The sequence below is a fragment of the Lacticaseibacillus mingshuiensis genome, assembly GCF_016861785.1.
Lineage (GTDB): Bacteria > Bacillota > Bacilli > Lactobacillales > Lactobacillaceae > Lacticaseibacillus > Lacticaseibacillus mingshuiensis.
Genome location: NZ_BOLS01000001.1, coordinates 294,273 through 310,652 on the forward strand (window position 1 = coordinate 294,273; position 16,380 = coordinate 310,652).

Genomic DNA, 16,380 nt, shown 5'->3' on the forward strand with positions numbered 1-16,380 from the left:
GGAAAATGGACATTCGAGACTTACTATTAAAAGATGCGATGATCATGGACCTCAAGGCGACGACAAAGGAAGCCGCGATCGACGAAATGGTCGACCGCTACGCCGAAGTCGGCGTGATCAACGACAAGGCCCTGTACCGCAGCGATATTTTGAAGCGTGAAGCCGAATTTACCACCGGTATCGGCGATGGCATCGCGATGCCGCACGCCAAGGACAAGGCCGTCACACGTGCCACGGTCCTTTTTGCAAAAAGTGACGCCGGCATCGACTTCAACTCGCTGGATGGCCAGCCGGTCTACCTGTTTTTCATGATCGCCGCTCCAGAAGGCGCCAACAACGTGCATCTGCAGGCGCTTTCCGCTCTGTCGTCTCTGCTGATCGACCCAGCGCTGATTGCCCAGCTGAAACAGGCCAAGACGCCGGATGACGTCCAGCAACTGTTCGGCGCAGCCCAGGCCGCCAAAGACGCCAAGGAAGCCAAAGAACAAGCGGAAGAAGCCGCTGCCCAGGCAACCACCAGTGGCACCCTCGTTCAGCCGACCGCAACCACCGACGCCAAGCCTTACATCGTCGCGGTCACCGCCTGCCCGACCGGCATCGCACATACTTACATGGCCGAAGCCGCGCTCAAAGAAACAGCCGAGAAAATGGGCGTCGCGATCAAGGTCGAGACCAATGGCTCAGAAGGCGTCAAGCATCATTTGAGCCAGACCGACATCCAAAACGCGGTCGGGGTCATCATCGCGGCCGATAAAAAAGTGGACATGGATCGATTCGCGGGCAAGCATCTGATCAACCGCCCTGTGATCGATGGCATCAAGAAGCCGCAGGAACTCATTCAAGAGACCCTCGACGAAAAAGGCGCGATCTATCAGGCAGCCGGTGACGGCACCAGCGCGCCAACCGATGATGGCACCAAGAAATCCGTTTGGAACCGCATTTACCAGGATCTGATGAATGGCGTGTCCAACATGTTGCCATTTGTTGTCGGCGGCGGCATCATCATGGCCGTGTCCTTCATCTTCGAAAACTGGCTCGGCGCCAAATCGCTGGCCTTCACCTTCACCAACAGCGTCGGCAATTACGCCTTCAACCTGTTGGTCCCAGTGCTGGCGGCTTACATCGCGGTCTCGATCGGCGACCGACCGGCATTGATGCCTGGGTTCGTCGGCGGGATGATGGCCACCCAAGCCACCGCTTCGATTCTGCACGGGCAAAACGCAGCCGGGTTCCTTGGGGGCCTGGTCGCTGGCTTTACCGCTGGTTGGTTGATCATCGGGCTGAAAAAACTGCTCGCAAACACGCCAAAGTCCCTCGATGGTCTCAAAACAATTCTTTTCTACCCAGTCCTTGGCCTGTTTTTGATCGGCACCATTATGTACTTCATCGTCAACCCGATCTTCGCGGCCATCAACGGCGCGCTGATCTCCTGGCTTGAAAGCATGGGCACCGGCAACGCTGTCATTCTCGGCGTGATCTTAGCGGCGATGATGAGCATCGACATGGGCGGCCCCTTCAACAAGGCGGCGTATACCTTTGCCATCGGCGTTTTCCAGTCCTCCTCAACCGGCACCACGCTTGGGGATGGCCGCTGGATGGCTGCGGTCATGATCGGCGGCATGATTCCGCCACTGGCCATCGCCTTGGCCTCCACCTTCTTCCCGGCAAAATTCACCGATCAGGAACGCAGCGCAGGTCTTTCCAACTATGTACTGGGCTTGACCTTCATCACTGAAGGCGCGATTCCATTCGCCGCAACGGATCCGCTGCACATTATCGGCAGTTCCGTCATCGGCTCTGCCATCGCAGGCGGCCTGACGCAACTCTGGCACGTCAACGTTCCGGCTCCGCATGGCGGGATCGTCACCTTGCTTTTGACGAACAACCCACTGGGCTTCATCGGCGCGCTTGTGATCGGCGCCGTAATCGCCGGCTTGATTCTTGGCATTTGGCGGCCAGTGGCAAAAGAAGCTTAGCTCTGAGCGAAAAAAAGAGGCAGGATGCTTCGTCATGCGCACATAGCGCGACGAGACATCCTGCCTCTTTGCTTTGGTTAGGAATTTTTGGGCTGATGCACCGAGTCGGCAGTCGAGTCGCCGCCTGGCACTGCCCCGCGTGCCCGCCACATCGGCACACTTTTCGCCAACACCACCACGGCGATCAGGGCCAATGCAGCCGCGACCAGCATCGCGGTGTGCATGCCGGCGATGAACCACCCAGGTTGCGCGGTCGGAAACGTCACGATGCGCCGCCCCGCCACCGCAGACATGCGCGCAAACAAAATCGTCGACGCAACGCTGGTGCCTGCCACCATGCCTAAGTTCCGCGCCAGCGCGTTGAAACTGCCGGCGATGCCCAACTCATTTTTCGGCACGACCGACATCACTAAGTCGCCGATCGGGGATTGGAAAATTCCGCTGCCGAGGCCCAACACGATCACGACCGCACCAAACCGCCATAATGGCGACGTCGCATCAACCAGCAGGTACCCGGCGCTGCCGGCGGCGATCAGCGCAGCCCCGATCAGCGCCACCCCCGCCGCGTTGAACCGGTCCGCAAGCCAGCCGCCAAGCGGTGCCGCCAGCGTCATCATGAGCGGATACAGCGTCAAGAGCGCCCCAGCCCCGCCTGGCCCAAGTCCCCGGGCATCCTCCAGGTAAAACGGCATCAGCACGGTGGTGAAAAACTGCACCATGAACACGAAAAACACCGCCAGCACCCCGAGCGAAAAGAGCCGGTTTTTGAAGATCGTCAGTGGCAATAGCGGCCCCGGATGGACATGCTCCGTGAGCAGAAAAAGAATCAGGGCGGCGCCTGCCACTAACAGGAGGGTCAACACGATCGGCGACGAAAACCCGCGCGATTGACTCAAATTGAGGCCCCAAAATCCCGCGGCGATCGCGATGGCCTGAGTCAAAATTCCGAGCCAATCGAGGGTTCGGGCCGAGGCCGCGCCGACCGCCGACCCGTTGCCCATCGCCCACACTGCAAGTGCCAGCGCAATCAGGCCAAACGGGACATTGAGCCAGAAGATCACCGGCCAGCTCGCCACCGCCAACACCAACCCGCCGACACTGGGGCCTGCCACCGCGCCCAGCGCGACAAACGTACCGACAAAGCCCATCGCCCGCCCGCGTTCCTTGGCCTCAAAGCTGGCGGTCACGATGCCATACGTATTCGCCAGAGTCATTGCCGCGCCGGTCGCCTGGACCACGCGCGCCGCCAGCAGGAAATAGAACCCCAAGTTGATGCCAGCCATCACCGAGCCGAGGATGAAGACCGCCGTCCCCCATTTAAAAATACGCGGTTTCCCGATCAGATCCCCCATTTTCCCAAAGAGCAAGAGCAGGGCACTCACCACGATCAAATAGATCGAGGTCGCCCACACCATTTGGCTGGCCGTTACGTTCAGGCTCTTGGCCATCACCGGCACCGCGATGTTCACCACCGAACTGTCCAGATTCGTCATGAAAGCGAAAAAGCCCAGCGCCGTCATCGCCCACCAGCGTCGATCCGTGCGTACATCCATCGGAATCCCCCCTTATACGTTTGATTATACGAGCCGCTTGGCAAAATCGTTGCGATTTGGCTTGCAGGCCGAGATGACGCGGGTTTGCCAGCGCCTAGCAGCGTCGCGTGAGGCGGTTTCAGCCGGCAGCGCGCAACGCGACGTGCGGCGGTCTGGCTGCCATTTGATTGGGCGCCGCTACCGGATTTTCACCAGCCGGCGAATTCGCGATGACACGCGAGACTTCTGACTGTTTTCTTCACGGCCAGACGGGTATACTATCGTTATGACTTTATTAAGGAAAGGGATCTGAAATGGCAGAGATCGAATACGACGCAATGGGCGCCCATGAAGCGGAAGCAAAGGCATACTTTATTGAGCACTGGGGGTCCGACAGCCTGATCATCTCGGCAGGCGACTATCATTTCGACGACCTCAACGGGTTGGTCGCGCTGGAAGACGGACAAGTGGTCGGGCTCCTCACCTACGCCGTGCACGGCAACGCGATGGCTGTCGTCTCGCTCAACTCGGTCCGCAATGGCCGCGGCATCGGCAAAGAGCTCCTGGCCCTCGCAGAAGACATGGCCCGCGGACTCGGCGAAACGAAGATGATGGTCTCGATCATGAATGATAACATGCAGGCGCTCGGCTTTTTCCAGCGCCAAGGGTATCGCATGGCCAAGATCTTGCGTGGATCCCTGGACATGGCGCGCCAGCGCAAACCCGAGATTCCGCTGGTCGGCATGGACGACATTCCGCTTCACGATGAGGTCCTCCTGTCAAAAGTGTTGCCACAAGACGCGCCACTCGACATTCCGCCGGTCCCCGTCACGCCGGAAAGCGACGATTAAAACAGGCTTGTCCTGACGGCGCTTCCATGATAAGATAACAGCATCACAGATAAACTATCGCCGGATAGTCAGCACCAGCGCCTTCCCTTAGGCTAAATGGGAAGGTGCTGGTGCTATTTTTTTGCGAAAAACACACGCGCCCGTCGCTGATTGGCGGCGTTTCCGGCGATGGTAAGAGGAGGAATTTAAAATGGCTTGGTTCACATTGATTCTAGCGGGGTTGTTTGAATGTTTCTGGGCAACGATGCTCAAGCTCAGTCAGGGCTTTTCGGTGTTGCGGTTCTCGGTGCTCACGGTGGTCGGGATGATCGCGAGTTTTCTACTGCTCGCCCATGCGACACGCGCGCTGCCGCTGTCGCTGGCGTACCCGATCTGGACGGGCATCGGCGCAGTCGGAGCGGTGCTCATCGGGGTCGTATGGTTCGGCGACCGGCTGACACCCGCCACGTGGTTCTTTGTGGCATTGTTGTTGATCGGCATCGTGGGCCTGAAACTGACGAGTCATGCCTGATGAGGAAAATAAGTACAGCAAACAGGCCGCCGAGGTTCTAATTTTTCGCCAGCCTGTTTGGTGCCGGTGGGCCGCGGTTCTCCCCTTCCCCTTGGGTACAGGAAAGAAACCCGTCTCATCTTATTCAATTGCCATCGCGCGGTATGTACCCCGGCCGCTGGCTTAAAACTCCGGACTTCCCGTCACGCGTGCATTGATGGTAGGAGGCAGCCCATGCTCCCTAATGTCTGATCTGAACACCATCAATGGTTGCGAGCCGCAAAGGAGCCGGCCGTTCGTCGCTTTTGCCTGGCAGATCAACGACATGCCTGCCGCCAAGTGCGAGCTTCTAAACTTTTAGTAAGTGAAGTATAGATCCGACTATTTATTTTTGTCAAGTAGGCGCTTTCAAATTTTTACGCAAAAATACGCGGCGGCTCAGTCAATTTTCTGAGCCGCCGCGTATTCTATTGATAGTCGCAAATAAGTTACTGCAGCGAGACCTTGATCGCCTGCGCGACTTGCTTGCTGATGCCCAGCGCCTGCAGGTCCTCGACGCTGGCTTCCTTGATGTGATTGACCGTTTTGAACTGCCGCAGCAGCTTCGTCCGCGTTTTCGGTCCCACGCCTTGAATGGTCTCCAGCCGACTTGCCAGGGAATTCTTATTGCGCAGCTGCCGGTGGAACGTGATGGCAAAACGATGCACCTCATCTTGAATGCGCGTCAGTAAGTAAAAGCCCTGCGACTGCGGATCTAGGGCGATCGGTTCGTCATGGTCCCCATACAGCAGCCCCGCGGTTCGGTGCTTGTCGTTTTTCACCATCCCCGCCACTGGAATGAACAGGTTCAGCTCGTTTTCAAGCACATCTTTGACCGCGTTCATTTCGATGTCGCCGCCATCCATCAAGATCAGATCCGGCAACGGCGCGTGTTCCTTGAGCAGCCGCGTGTACCGGCGGCGAATGACTTCCCGCGTGTTCGCGTCTTCGTTGGCGCTGTGGTCGCCGTCATCCTGCGCCAACTTGTACTTGCGATAGTTGCTCTTTTCCGGCTGACCATCGACAAATTGCACCATCGCCGAAACGGGGTCCGCCCCTTGGATATGACTGTGGTCAAACGCCTCGATCACATGCCCGTCTGGCAGCCCGAGCGCCTCAAAGATCTCGTTTTGCGCGCCGACCGTGGTGCGATTATCGAGTTCCAACAGACGGAATTTTTCCTCAAGTTTGATGCGCGCATTTTTCGCGGCGAGTTCCATCAAGGCCCGTTTTTCGCCGCGCTGCGGGGTGCGCACAGGAATGCCCAGCACCTGTTCCAGCACCGCATTGTTCATGCCTTCTGGGACCAGCACTTCCTTGGGCTTCACATTGTTTTTGCGATCATAGAATTGCAGAATGAACGACTCGAATTCGTCCTCGGTCGAGCTTGCCACCGGAAACAGCCGCGACTCGCGTTTCATCAACCGCGCCTGGCGAATGAAAAACACTTGGATGCTCAGCCAGCCTTTGTCCATGTAAAAATTAAAAATATCGCGTTGCGTCTTATCATTTGAAATGATTTTCTGTTTCTCGACGGTCACTTCGATGTAATGCAACTGATCGCGAATCTCAGCGGCCCGCTCAAATTGCAGCAAATGCGCGGCCTCATTCATCTGCCGCGTCAGCATTGACTTCACTTTCGCCGTGTTGCCGTCCAAAAAACTGCGAATCTTGCGGATCTGTTTGGCGTACTCTTCTTCAGGCACCGTGCGCCAGCACGCGCCAAGGCACTGGCCCATGTGGTAATACAGGCACGGCCGGCCCTGGAACCCATTGCAGCGCCGCAGCGGGTACACCTTTTGCAAAAAGTGCATCGTCTCTTCGGCCGCATAGATGTTGGGATATGGACCAAAATAATACGCGCCATCTTTTTTGACATCACCGGTGATCAACATCTTTGGGTCGCGTTCATTCGTGATCTTGATATACGGGTAGCCGGTCCCCTTTTTCAGCCGGATGTTGTAATACGGCTGCCACTTTTGAATCAGCGTGATCTCCAGCAAAAAGGCTTCCTTATCACTGGAGGTCACGATGTAATCGAAATCGGCGATCTGCGAGACCAGTTTGGCGGTCTTGCCATCGTGACTGCTCTTGAAATACGAGCGGACCCGATTTTTCAGATTCTTGGCCTTGCCGACATAAATGATCTTGCCATTAATATCCTTCATTTGGTAGCTGCCCGGCGCATCAGGCAGCAGCGCCAGTTTGTGTTCGATATGCTCGGATGCCATTGCAATGCCCCTTTCTGCAGCGAACAATTGTTCACAACTCATTGTAACCAAGCAATGCCCCTTCTGCAAGCATCCGGCTTGGTGCAAACCATCGCGGTGGGCCGCTGGAAGGCGCCGCGAAATATTACTCGCAGGCGAACAAATATCGATAAACTGATAAATCGCCGAAAAGTTGCCAGATTCGAGAAGTTGGGGTTAGATTATAGGCGCGATTTTGGTGGCCCAGTTTTGATCAAGGGGGAACACGACCATGGGGACATCTTCGACTGCCGCCAAACAGCTGCTTCAGGCACTTGGCGGCCGCGACAACATTGCATCAGTCACACGCTGCGCCACGCGGCTTCGCTTTGTGTTGAAAAATGAGGCGCTCGCGGATAAACAGGCGATCGAACAAAACGCTGCCGTGCGCGGCTTGATCACAGATGCCGGGCAATTTCAGCTGCTGATAAAAAATGGGTGCACGGACTTCTATCAGAATCTGGTGGCCGTATCCGGAATTCTAGGCAACGCCAAGGCATCCAGCGCGCGGGTGCCTCTATTGCCGCGTGCTCGCGGCGGGCTATTTTGGTTTCTCCATCGCGTCAAGACCTGGTGGCTCGGCGCAAGATCACCGCAAGCGCAAAAACGCCGCCCCACTTCATCTGTGCCCGCTGCTTCAACGTCTGCGGCGACCGACCTCGACTATCTTTACACGCCGGCAGATGGCGCAGTCGTGCCACTGAGCGAGGTGGCCGACCAGGTCTTTTCAGCGGAGACCGTGGGCCAAGGCTTTGCCGTGCATCCCGTCAGCGGCCATGTTTTCGCCCCGCTGATCGGCACCGTCCTGTCGGTATTTTCGAGCAAGCACGCGCTGCGCCTGCGCATGAGCAACGGCCTCGAAGTGATGGTGCACATGGGGCTGGACACCGTTGAGCTCGCCGGCACCCCGTTTTCGATCGCGGTCGAGGTCGGCGACAGTGTCACCCCCACGCGCCTGCTCGCGGAAATGGACCTATCGCAGGTGAAAAATAGCGGGCGGGCGACGGATATCGTGGTGATCTTGATCGACCCTGACCGGCGCGGCGGCTATCGCCAAATAACGAGCGGCCTGCATCAGCATGGCGAAAGAATTGCCGGCGTCCGCGCGCACCCACCCTCGGCGCATCCGCTTCGAAACGTCTGGTCCGCGTGAGGATAAAAAAATTTCTTCTATTATATAATCGCGACCCCACAGCCCCGCTCCTCGCAAAGTACCCGGCTATTTATGGTGGTTCAGATACCCCACCTCGCCACCCGCACCGTTCTTGTATCCGCAAACATGCTTGCATTTGGCCACAAAAGAGTTTACATTATTGTTATTAATTTAGTTGTGGTCAATTCATGCGAGGAGGAATTTTGATGGGCAAGTATGATGCGGATGCCGCCGATCTGTTGAAAGAACTCGGCGGGCCGAGCAACCTCGTGTCACAGACACATTTTGCCACCCGGATGAGCTTTACCATTAAGGATGACCTGCAGGCGAGCCGGCCCGGCATCAACGCGATTCCGGCGGTGCAGTCCCTATTCTCCGCGGGCAACCAGTTTCAGGTCGTGATTGGCGAAGACGTCGCGGAGTTTGCGACCGCGTTTGACACCGCCTTAACGCAGCCTGAAAAACCGACCGGGGGTTTCGGTGGCTTTCTGCAGAAATTGGGCTTTGGCCATCATCAGGCGGCCCCGGAACCAGCCGCACCCGTCACCCCAGTCGCTGAGGCGTCAAACACTGCGCGTTCCTTCGACTATCTCTATCTCCCTGCGGACGGCCCGGTAACGCCCCTTTCCGAGCTGGCCGCGGATTCCTTTAAGACCCTCGCTGGATTTGCCGTTCGCCCGGCCTCAAACAAAGTCTTCTCCCCTGTCGTCGGCACCGTGACCAGCATCGCCAACAAGCGCGAGGCCCTCACGATCAAAATGACGACCGGGATCGATGTCCTAGTACACATGGGCTTGGACACGGCTGCACTGGGCGGCCGGCCGTTCAATGTCGTCGTCCAAGTCGGGGATGCCGTCGATCCAGACACGCTGCTTGCGACCATGGATCTGGTGAGCGTCCGCGGCAGTGCCCGGGCGACCGATATTGTGGTTGCGGTGACAGAGGCCGATCAAGTGAAGTCCTTCGAGCCATTACTCACCAGCGGCACCCATCGGCACGGGGACGCTGGGGCATCACTCGATGCAAAATAAACTTGCACCACGAAAATAGCCACGCATTCCTTTTTCGAATGCGTGGCTATTTGTTTGCGCTCATGAAAAGCTTTGACGGATCACAAGATCACCGCCGACATGACAGACATACTTGGGCATCTGGCGTTGCGAACTCATCGCATCCGACAAAATATTGATCGCCATTCGTGTCTCGTCATGCAGGCTGATATTGAATGACGATAGTGGTGGCGACAAATACTTCGCTAACTCGATGTTGTTGACTGAGATCAACGAGGTATCTCGAGGCACCACAATGCCAGCATTCGTAAACACTTGAAGTGCCCCCACCGCAATCGCATCCGAACCAATATAAAACCCTTCCGGAAGTGGCCCGCCTTTGAAACGGTCAACAACCTGCTGTGCCAACACTTGGCCCGTGTGAACAGAGACGTTGCCAGCGCTGAAGACAAACTCTGAATGGTAGAGTCCCTTTTGCTTCATATATTGTTTGAAGATCACCTCGCGGATGTCATCTTCCTCACTGCCATCATCCGCATCGATCCATTTACCGCCAATGAAGCCGATTCGAGAGAAACCTTTCTCAACGAAGGCATCGATCGCGCTTCGAGTGATCTGTGAAAGATTCGGCAGAACTGCGTGAAAACGGTTGGGATCAGGATTTGTGTCCAAAAAGACCCCGTAAGGACTCAGTGCATCCAATGCGTCAAGCTCAGCAGCCTTAAAATTCCCAATCGCAATAAAACCCTCCAGCGGCTGTTGAATGTCGGAAATAGCTGTGCCTTGTTCAAACAGGTGCAGATTCATCCGCTGCTTTTCCGCACTTTCAACAACAAGGCGGCGCATCGTCTCAAAATAGGTATCCTGCAGTTCTTCCTCCGGCGAGAGCCAATAAAACAATCCGATATCGCGGCGCGGCGGTTCGATCTTGTGTCCGGTATAACCTAAGTCCTCCGCTACCTGCAAAATGCGCTCTTTTGTTTCGTCAGTGATCGACAGCGACGGATCGTTATTAAGCAGTCGTGAGACAGTCGCCGGCGAAAACCCAGCCGTCTCGGCAATTTTCTTGATTGTTACCATTTGCGTTCCTCCATCGTTCACCAACAATTTATCATACCAGTAAATGTTTTACCAGCGTTTAGTTTCCATTATTTAGGAGATGTCACATGAGTTCCACAGTCCACGAAGAGACTTTTGGTAAATTATTTTAGAAAATCATTTACACATTAGTAAACAAGGTGGTACACTCAATTTCGTAGAAAGCGGTTACAATTTTAGGGAGACACTTTGAAAGGTGGTCAATTGTAATGAGAAAGTCCGTTGTATTCGCGGCGATTGGGGCATTAGGCGTGCTCCTTGCTGCATGTGGTCCAGCCAGCAGTTCCTCTTCATCATCGTCCGCGGATTCCGATAGTGGCAAAGCAAAAACTTTGACAGTGTGGGCAGACGCAGACAAAGACAAGTCAAACGGTATCAAGGCGGCCGTCAAGACGTTTGAAAAGGACAATAACGTCAAGATCAAGATCGTCGAAAAAGCTTACGCAAATCAGCTAGAAGACCTGCGGCTGGATGGCCCAGCCGGCACCGGTCCAGACGTCATCACCATTCCTTCAGACCAAATCGGCTCTGCAACGACTGAAGGATTGCTCAAGGAGCTGACCGTGTCCGAGAGTGACCAAAGCAAATATACGGACTCAGCCATGCAGTCACAGATCGTGGACGGAAAAGTCTATGGCCTCCCACGAGCCGTCGAAACAACATTCATCTACTACAACAAGAAATTACTGAGCGACAGTGATGTGCCAAAGACAGCTGACGAATGGCTCGCCTTCTCCAAGAAGCAGGTCGCAGCTGGCAAATATGGTCTATTGGCGCATGGGACCAGTTGTACTACGCCGGTGGGATTCTCAGTTCATATGGCGGTTATATCTTTGGCCAAGACAGCAATGGCAACTATAATGCCGACGATATTGGGCTGAACAATGCTGGCGCCGTCAAAGCGGCCACCTATGTGAAGAAGTGGTATGACGCAGGCGTCTTTCCAAAGGGTATCTTAGGTGACAACGGTATCAACACCTTGGACTCGCTTTTCACAGAAGGCAAAGCGGCCGCAGTTATCTCCGGTCCTTGGAACATGGATCCTTATAAGAAAGCCGGCATCGATTACGGGGTAGCGGAACTTCCTACTTTACCGAATGGCAAACACATGAGCTCCTATATCGGCGTTAAGAGCTGGAACGTCTCTTCCTATTCTAAGAATGGCGACTTGGCTGAAAAGTTGATCAAATTCCTGTCCACAGAAGACAATGCCGAAACGGCGTTCAAAGAGACCCAGGAAGTGCCAGCCCTCAAGTCGTTGGCCGAAAGTGATGCAGTCAAGGCAAATATTGGGGCTGAGGCCGTTGCCAAGCAGTCTCAATATGCAGAGTTGACCCCAACAATCTCCGCGATGAATCAAGTATGGGATCCAGCCAACAATGCCATGTCTGTGATCGCCACTGGCAAACAAGCACCAAAGGCAGCGTTGGACAGCGCCGTTAAGACGATCAAGAGCGCGATCAAGGCAAACTCGAACAAATAATCAACACTTGGCCGGGCGGTTTTGGCCCGGCTTTTTCATTACTCAAAGCGAGGCGAAGAACATGGAACAAAAGGTTTCGATCAAAGGCCAGCGAAAACACGCAAAGACCGCCGCACTGCTCTCAATCATTCCGGGCGTCGGTCAATTGTATAATCGTCAAGTCATCAAAGGACTCTTTTTCCTGATCGTGACGGTATTGTATTTTTACGGCTTTTCTGGCTTGTTCAATATGGGCTTCTGGGGCCTGATCACCCTAGGCACAGAAGTTCCGCGCGATAACTCGGTCTTCCTGCTGGCAGAGGGCCTGATCGCCGTCCTGGTATTGGCGATCGGTATCCTTTTCTACTATCTGAACATCCGAGACGCTTACAAAAATGGTGAACAACGGGATATGGGGCTGACAGTCCCTTCATTCAAGGCGAGTTTCAGCAATATGATTCACCGAGACTACCCCTACTTGATGGTCTCACCGGGTGTATTTCTTCTGATTTTCAGCGTGATTTTCCCCATTCTCTTCAGCTTCGCGCTGGCCTTCACGAACTACAACCTTTACCACATGGCCCCAGCCCATCTTGCGGATTGGGTTGGCTTCAAGACCTTCGCGGATATCTTCACCGTCGATATTTGGCGAAGCACCTTCTTCAGTGTCCTTGGTTGGACTGTGATCTGGACACTGGTAGCCTCAACACTTTCAATCGTTCTCGGCATCTTCTTCGCCGTTCTGGTTCATCAAAAGGATCTACGTTTCAAGAAATTTTGGCGAATCATCTTAGTCCTCCCTTGGGCAGTCCCAGGGTTTGTCACGATTCTTGTGTTCGCGGCGATGTTCAATGACAGTTTTGGGGCGATCAACACCTCGATCTTAAGTTTCTTTGGCATTAAGGCCATTCCGTGGCTGACCGAAGCAAACTGGACAAAGATTGCTCTACTGACAATTCAAGGCTGGCTGGGCTTTCCATACATCTTCGTTGTGACGACTGGCGTTTTGCAGTCGATTCCAGAAGACCTGTATGAGGCCGCCTTGATGGATGGCGCGAGTGCGTGGCAAAAATTCCGTAGTATCACCCTGCCCTTTATCCTTATGCAGATGACGCCGATCATCATTACCCAGTACACGTTCAACTTTAACAACTTCAACATCATTTACCTGTTCAATGGCGGTGGTCCTGCAATGCCAAACTCAACCGCTGGGGGGACCGATATCTTAGTGTCCTGGATCTATAAGTTGACGCTCAAATCTAATCAATACGCTTTGGCGGCGGCACTCACGATTTTACTATCGGTGTTCGTGATTGCGATCGCCCTATGGCAATTCCGCCGCTCGCATTCATTTAAGGAGGACTGATCACGATGAAAGAACACAGTATGCATCGCAACAAAGTGATCCGTCTTGGTATCACGTATTTCATCTTGATTCTCATGACACTCATAGTGCTGTATCCACTTGCTTGGACAGTTGGTGCCAGTTTCAATCCTGGGAATAGTCTCGTCAGCACCACACTGATTCCAAAAAATCCAACGTTTGCTCATTACATTGCGCTGACCCAAACAACAGCGACCTTCCACTACTTCTCTTGGTTCTGGAATTCAATCAAGATCAGCATTGCGACGATGGTGTTGTCAGTCATTTTCGTTTCAATGACTGCCTATGCATTTTCACGCTTCCACTTTGTCGGGAGAAAAAATGGGCTGACCATGTTCTTATTGCTGCAGATGATTCCGCAATTTTCTGCGCTCATCGCAATCTTCGTGCTGGCCCAGATGTTAGGCCTGGTAAACTCCCACCTGCTTTTAATTCTGATCTATACGGGTGGTCAAATCCCAATGAGTACGTATCTCATGAAGGGATACTTCGATTCAATTCCACAAGATCTGGATGAAAGCGCCCGGATCGATGGTGCGTCGAATACCCGCATCTTCCTGCAGATATTGATGCCACTTGCTCGACCGATGGTGGCAGTCGTTGCAATGAACGGGTTTACTGGTCCACTTGGGGATTTCGCCATTTCCAGTGTCATTCTTCGCGACCCCAAGGCATATACGTTGCCGATTGGTCTTTATAATCTGATCACCGAGAAAATGGGCGCAAGTTACACCACATTTGCGGCAGGCGCGATCCTGATCTCAGTTCCAGTGGCAATCGTCTTCTTGATGCTCCAACGCAACTTTGTGACCGGCTTGACTGAAGGAGGAACAAAAGGTTGACCCAATCCAAACTACTCAATGTGGATCACCTGCTTCACGGCGGTGATTATAACCCCGACCAGTGGCTGAATTATCCGGAGATCTTGACGCGTGATATCAAGATGATGAAAGAAGCCAATATCAACACGGTTTCTCTGGGCATCTTCGCTTGGTCCGCTTTGGAGCCTACAGAAGGCAATTATCAATTCGACTGGCTGGATGAGGCCTTCGACCGCATCGAAGCAATTCACGGTAATGTGATATTGGCAACGCCAAGTGGTGCCAAACCGGCCTGGCTCGCGAAAAAATATCCAGAAGTCCTCCGCACAAACGAATACGACCAAAAACTGCATTACGGTGAACGGCATAATCATTGCTTCACCAGTCCGCGCTATCGTGAGGCCGTGCAACGGCTAGACAAGAAATTGGCAGAACGCTACGGCCAGCGAAAGAGTCTGATTCTGTGGCACATTTCAAACGAACTCGGTGGCGAATGTCACTGTGATCTCTGCCAATCCGCGTTCCGTCAGTGGCTGCGCACACGGTATCAGACACTTGATGCTTTAAATAATGCGTGGTACACCAGCTTTTGGAGTCACCACTTTGACGCCTGGGATGAGATTCATTCGCCCAGCCCTCTTGGTGACACGACATTATCCGGCCTCAACGCAGACTGGCGCCGTTTTGTCACCGCGCAAACGATCGACTTTTTTGAAGGCGAAAAGACTGCGATTCGAGCTGCCTCCCCCACAGTCCCAATTACGACTAACTTCATGGCAGACGGCCCTGATCTGATGCCATTTCATGGGTTGGATTACGCCGAGTTTGCCAAGCATGTGGATATTGTCAGCTGGGACTGCTACCCGCAATGGGCAGATCCGGCCGTAAGCGATGCGCAACTTGGCGCAAAGATCGGCATGATCAACGATTACTTCCGTGGTCTGAAGCAGCAAAATTTTTTGATCATGGAATCGACCCCTTCGTTAGTCAACTGGCATCCGGTCAATCGCGCGAAACGCCCTGGTCAACATTTTCTCTCTTCCATGCAGCTGCTCGCCCATGGCAGCGATAGCGTCCTCTATTTTCAAATACGTCAATCGCGTGGCGCAGCTGAAAAATTTCATGGCGCCGTGATTGCACAGGACGGCAGCAACAATAATCGCGTCTTTACAGAAGTGAGTGCGGTTGGTGATGCGCTCACGAAACTGACTGGTCTAATTGGTGTGAACAGGCCACGGGCCAAGGTCGCCCTACTTTACGACCAGCAAAATCAGTGGAATCTAGATGATACCCAGGCTTATTCTCAACAAAGCAAACAATACTGGCAGACACTGCAAAAGCACTACACCTATTTCTGGCAACACGACATCCCAGTTGACATCCTCCCGCCTGACGCTGACCTAAGCACCTATCTGTTGGTCATCGACCTGATGCACTACTCGCTCCCGATCGAGCAAAAGACCAAGCTCGAAGCTTATGTTCAAGACGGTGGCACATTGATTGGAAGCTACCTTTCTGGTCTGACCGATGAGACCGATCTGGCTTATCTGGGCGACTCCCCTTTGGCAAAGCTGTATGGAATTCAGCGCAATGAGATCGATACGCTCTATCCGCAGCAACAAAATAGTCTTCGTTTTGAGACGCGTACTTACCCCGTGCACGACTATGCAGAAGTTGTGAGACCAACTACGGCTGAGTCGATTGCTTCTTTTGAACAGGACTTCTATGCTGGACATCCAGCACTGACTGTTAACAAGTTCGGAGAAGGACACGCCTATTATCTTGCAGGCCGCAGCACAAGCGACTTTCTCGAGGCGTTCTACCCCCCTCTTCTCAACAAACTCAAAATCAGTGGGTCGCAGGTCATTTCACCCCTACTAACTGTCTCCGTTCAGACACGGGACAGCTCAGAGGGCCCAGTTTCGTTCATCATGAATTTTTCTGCAGCGCCAGTCGACATCGATCTCCTGCAGGCTGGGGTGGACCTATTGACTGGGCATCAACTGACTGCCGGCAAACAACAGCTAGCTGGGTACGGCGTGATCATTTTACAATGCGTCTTTTGATGACTCATCCTGCTTCGTATAACGTTGAACGCTTATCGTGTTTCTCTTAAAGAATTCGGAAGTGGGACAAATGTCGCTTTTGGGCCCGACAGGTAAATGTTCCAAGCGCCAGGTCCGAACTTTGGACCGGGTGATTGGGACCTTAGCTGCTCGGACCCAGACATTTGGCCCACGACACTGCTGTAACATTAGTGCACTATACAGGAACTGGGACAAAACAAGAGTTTTGTCCCAGTTCCTTTTTATGGA

Annotated in this window: 11 protein-coding genes and 1 pseudogene; 9 read left to right on the forward strand and 3 right to left on the reverse strand. The window is 53.9% G+C overall.

What is annotated here, in order from left to right; genetic code table 11:
* The first annotated feature begins 5 nt into the window (after positions 1-5).
* On the forward strand, positions 6-1,976 hold the full coding sequence (locus JUE67_RS01295; RefSeq protein WP_203625977.1) for a PTS fructose transporter subunit IIABC: 1,971 nt from the start codon (positions 6-8) through the stop codon (positions 1,974-1,976).
* 77 nt (positions 1,977-2,053) lie between these two features.
* Here the strand turns inward: JUE67_RS01295 and JUE67_RS01300 are convergent, their stop codons facing one another.
* Positions 2,054-3,529 carry an MFS transporter gene (locus tag JUE67_RS01300; RefSeq protein ID WP_203625979.1) on the reverse strand — a complete coding sequence of 492 codons (1,476 nt, stop codon included), beginning with the start codon at positions 3,527-3,529 and terminating at the stop codon, positions 2,054-2,056.
* Positions 3,530-3,822: 293 nt separating this feature from the next.
* On the opposite strand from JUE67_RS01300, the gene JUE67_RS01305 reads away from it, so the two are divergent.
* Positions 3,823-4,359: a GNAT family N-acetyltransferase gene (locus JUE67_RS01305; protein ID WP_203625981.1), complete on the forward strand. Its 537-nt coding sequence runs from the start codon at positions 3,823-3,825 to the stop codon at positions 4,357-4,359.
* 190 nt (positions 4,360-4,549) lie between these two features.
* Positions 4,550-4,870 carry a DMT family transporter gene (locus JUE67_RS01310; protein WP_203625983.1) on the forward strand — a complete coding sequence of 107 codons (321 nt, stop codon included), beginning with the start codon at positions 4,550-4,552 and terminating at the stop codon, positions 4,868-4,870.
* Positions 4,871-5,337: 467 nt separating this feature from the next.
* Here the strand turns inward: JUE67_RS01310 and uvrC are convergent, their stop codons facing one another.
* On the reverse strand, positions 5,338-7,119 hold the full coding sequence (gene uvrC, locus JUE67_RS01315; RefSeq protein ID WP_203625985.1) for an excinuclease ABC subunit UvrC: 1,782 nt from the start codon (positions 7,117-7,119) through the stop codon (positions 5,338-5,340).
* Positions 7,120-7,369: 250 nt separating this feature from the next.
* Between uvrC and JUE67_RS01320 the strand changes: the two genes are divergently transcribed.
* Together JUE67_RS01320 and JUE67_RS01325 are read left to right on the forward strand one after the other, a co-directional pair.
* Positions 7,370-8,290 (forward strand): glucose PTS transporter subunit IIA, encoded by a 921-nt coding sequence (locus JUE67_RS01320; RefSeq protein ID WP_203625987.1) that lies wholly within the window; start codon positions 7,370-7,372, stop codon positions 8,288-8,290.
* Between the two features lie 206 nt (positions 8,291-8,496).
* The gene (locus JUE67_RS01325; RefSeq protein ID WP_203625989.1) at positions 8,497-9,321 is read left to right on the forward strand and encodes a PTS glucose transporter subunit IIA; all 825 of its coding nucleotides are present in this window, start codon (positions 8,497-8,499) and stop codon (positions 9,319-9,321) included.
* 60 nt (positions 9,322-9,381) lie between these two features.
* Here JUE67_RS01325 and JUE67_RS01330 read toward each other — a convergent pair whose 3' ends face one another.
* Positions 9,382-10,401, reverse strand: a complete 1,020-nt coding sequence (locus JUE67_RS01330) for a LacI family DNA-binding transcriptional regulator (protein WP_225877863.1) — start codon at positions 10,399-10,401, stop codon at positions 9,382-9,384.
* Positions 10,402-10,607: 206 nt separating this feature from the next.
* On the opposite strand from JUE67_RS01330, the pseudogene JUE67_RS01335 reads away from it, so the two are divergent.
* The 4 genes and pseudogenes from JUE67_RS01335 (at position 10,608) to JUE67_RS01350 (ending at position 16,131) form a co-directional block, all read left to right on the forward strand.
* Positions 10,608-11,881 (forward strand): annotated as a pseudogene (locus JUE67_RS01335) (extracellular solute-binding protein).
* 61 nt (positions 11,882-11,942) lie between these two features.
* Positions 11,943-13,226, forward strand: a complete 1,284-nt coding sequence (locus JUE67_RS01340; RefSeq protein WP_203636932.1) for a sugar ABC transporter permease — start codon at positions 11,943-11,945, stop codon at positions 13,224-13,226.
* Positions 13,227-13,231: 5 nt separating this feature from the next.
* Complete coding sequence (locus JUE67_RS01345) at positions 13,232-14,086, forward strand: sugar ABC transporter permease (RefSeq protein WP_203625992.1); 855 nt, start codon at positions 13,232-13,234, stop codon at positions 14,084-14,086.
* Between the two features lie 20 nt (positions 14,087-14,106).
* A complete protein-coding gene (locus JUE67_RS01350) occupies positions 14,107-16,131 on the forward strand; it encodes a beta-galactosidase (RefSeq protein WP_225877864.1) in 2,025 nt (674 codons plus the stop codon).
* The last annotated feature ends 249 nt before the right edge of the window (positions 16,132-16,380 follow it).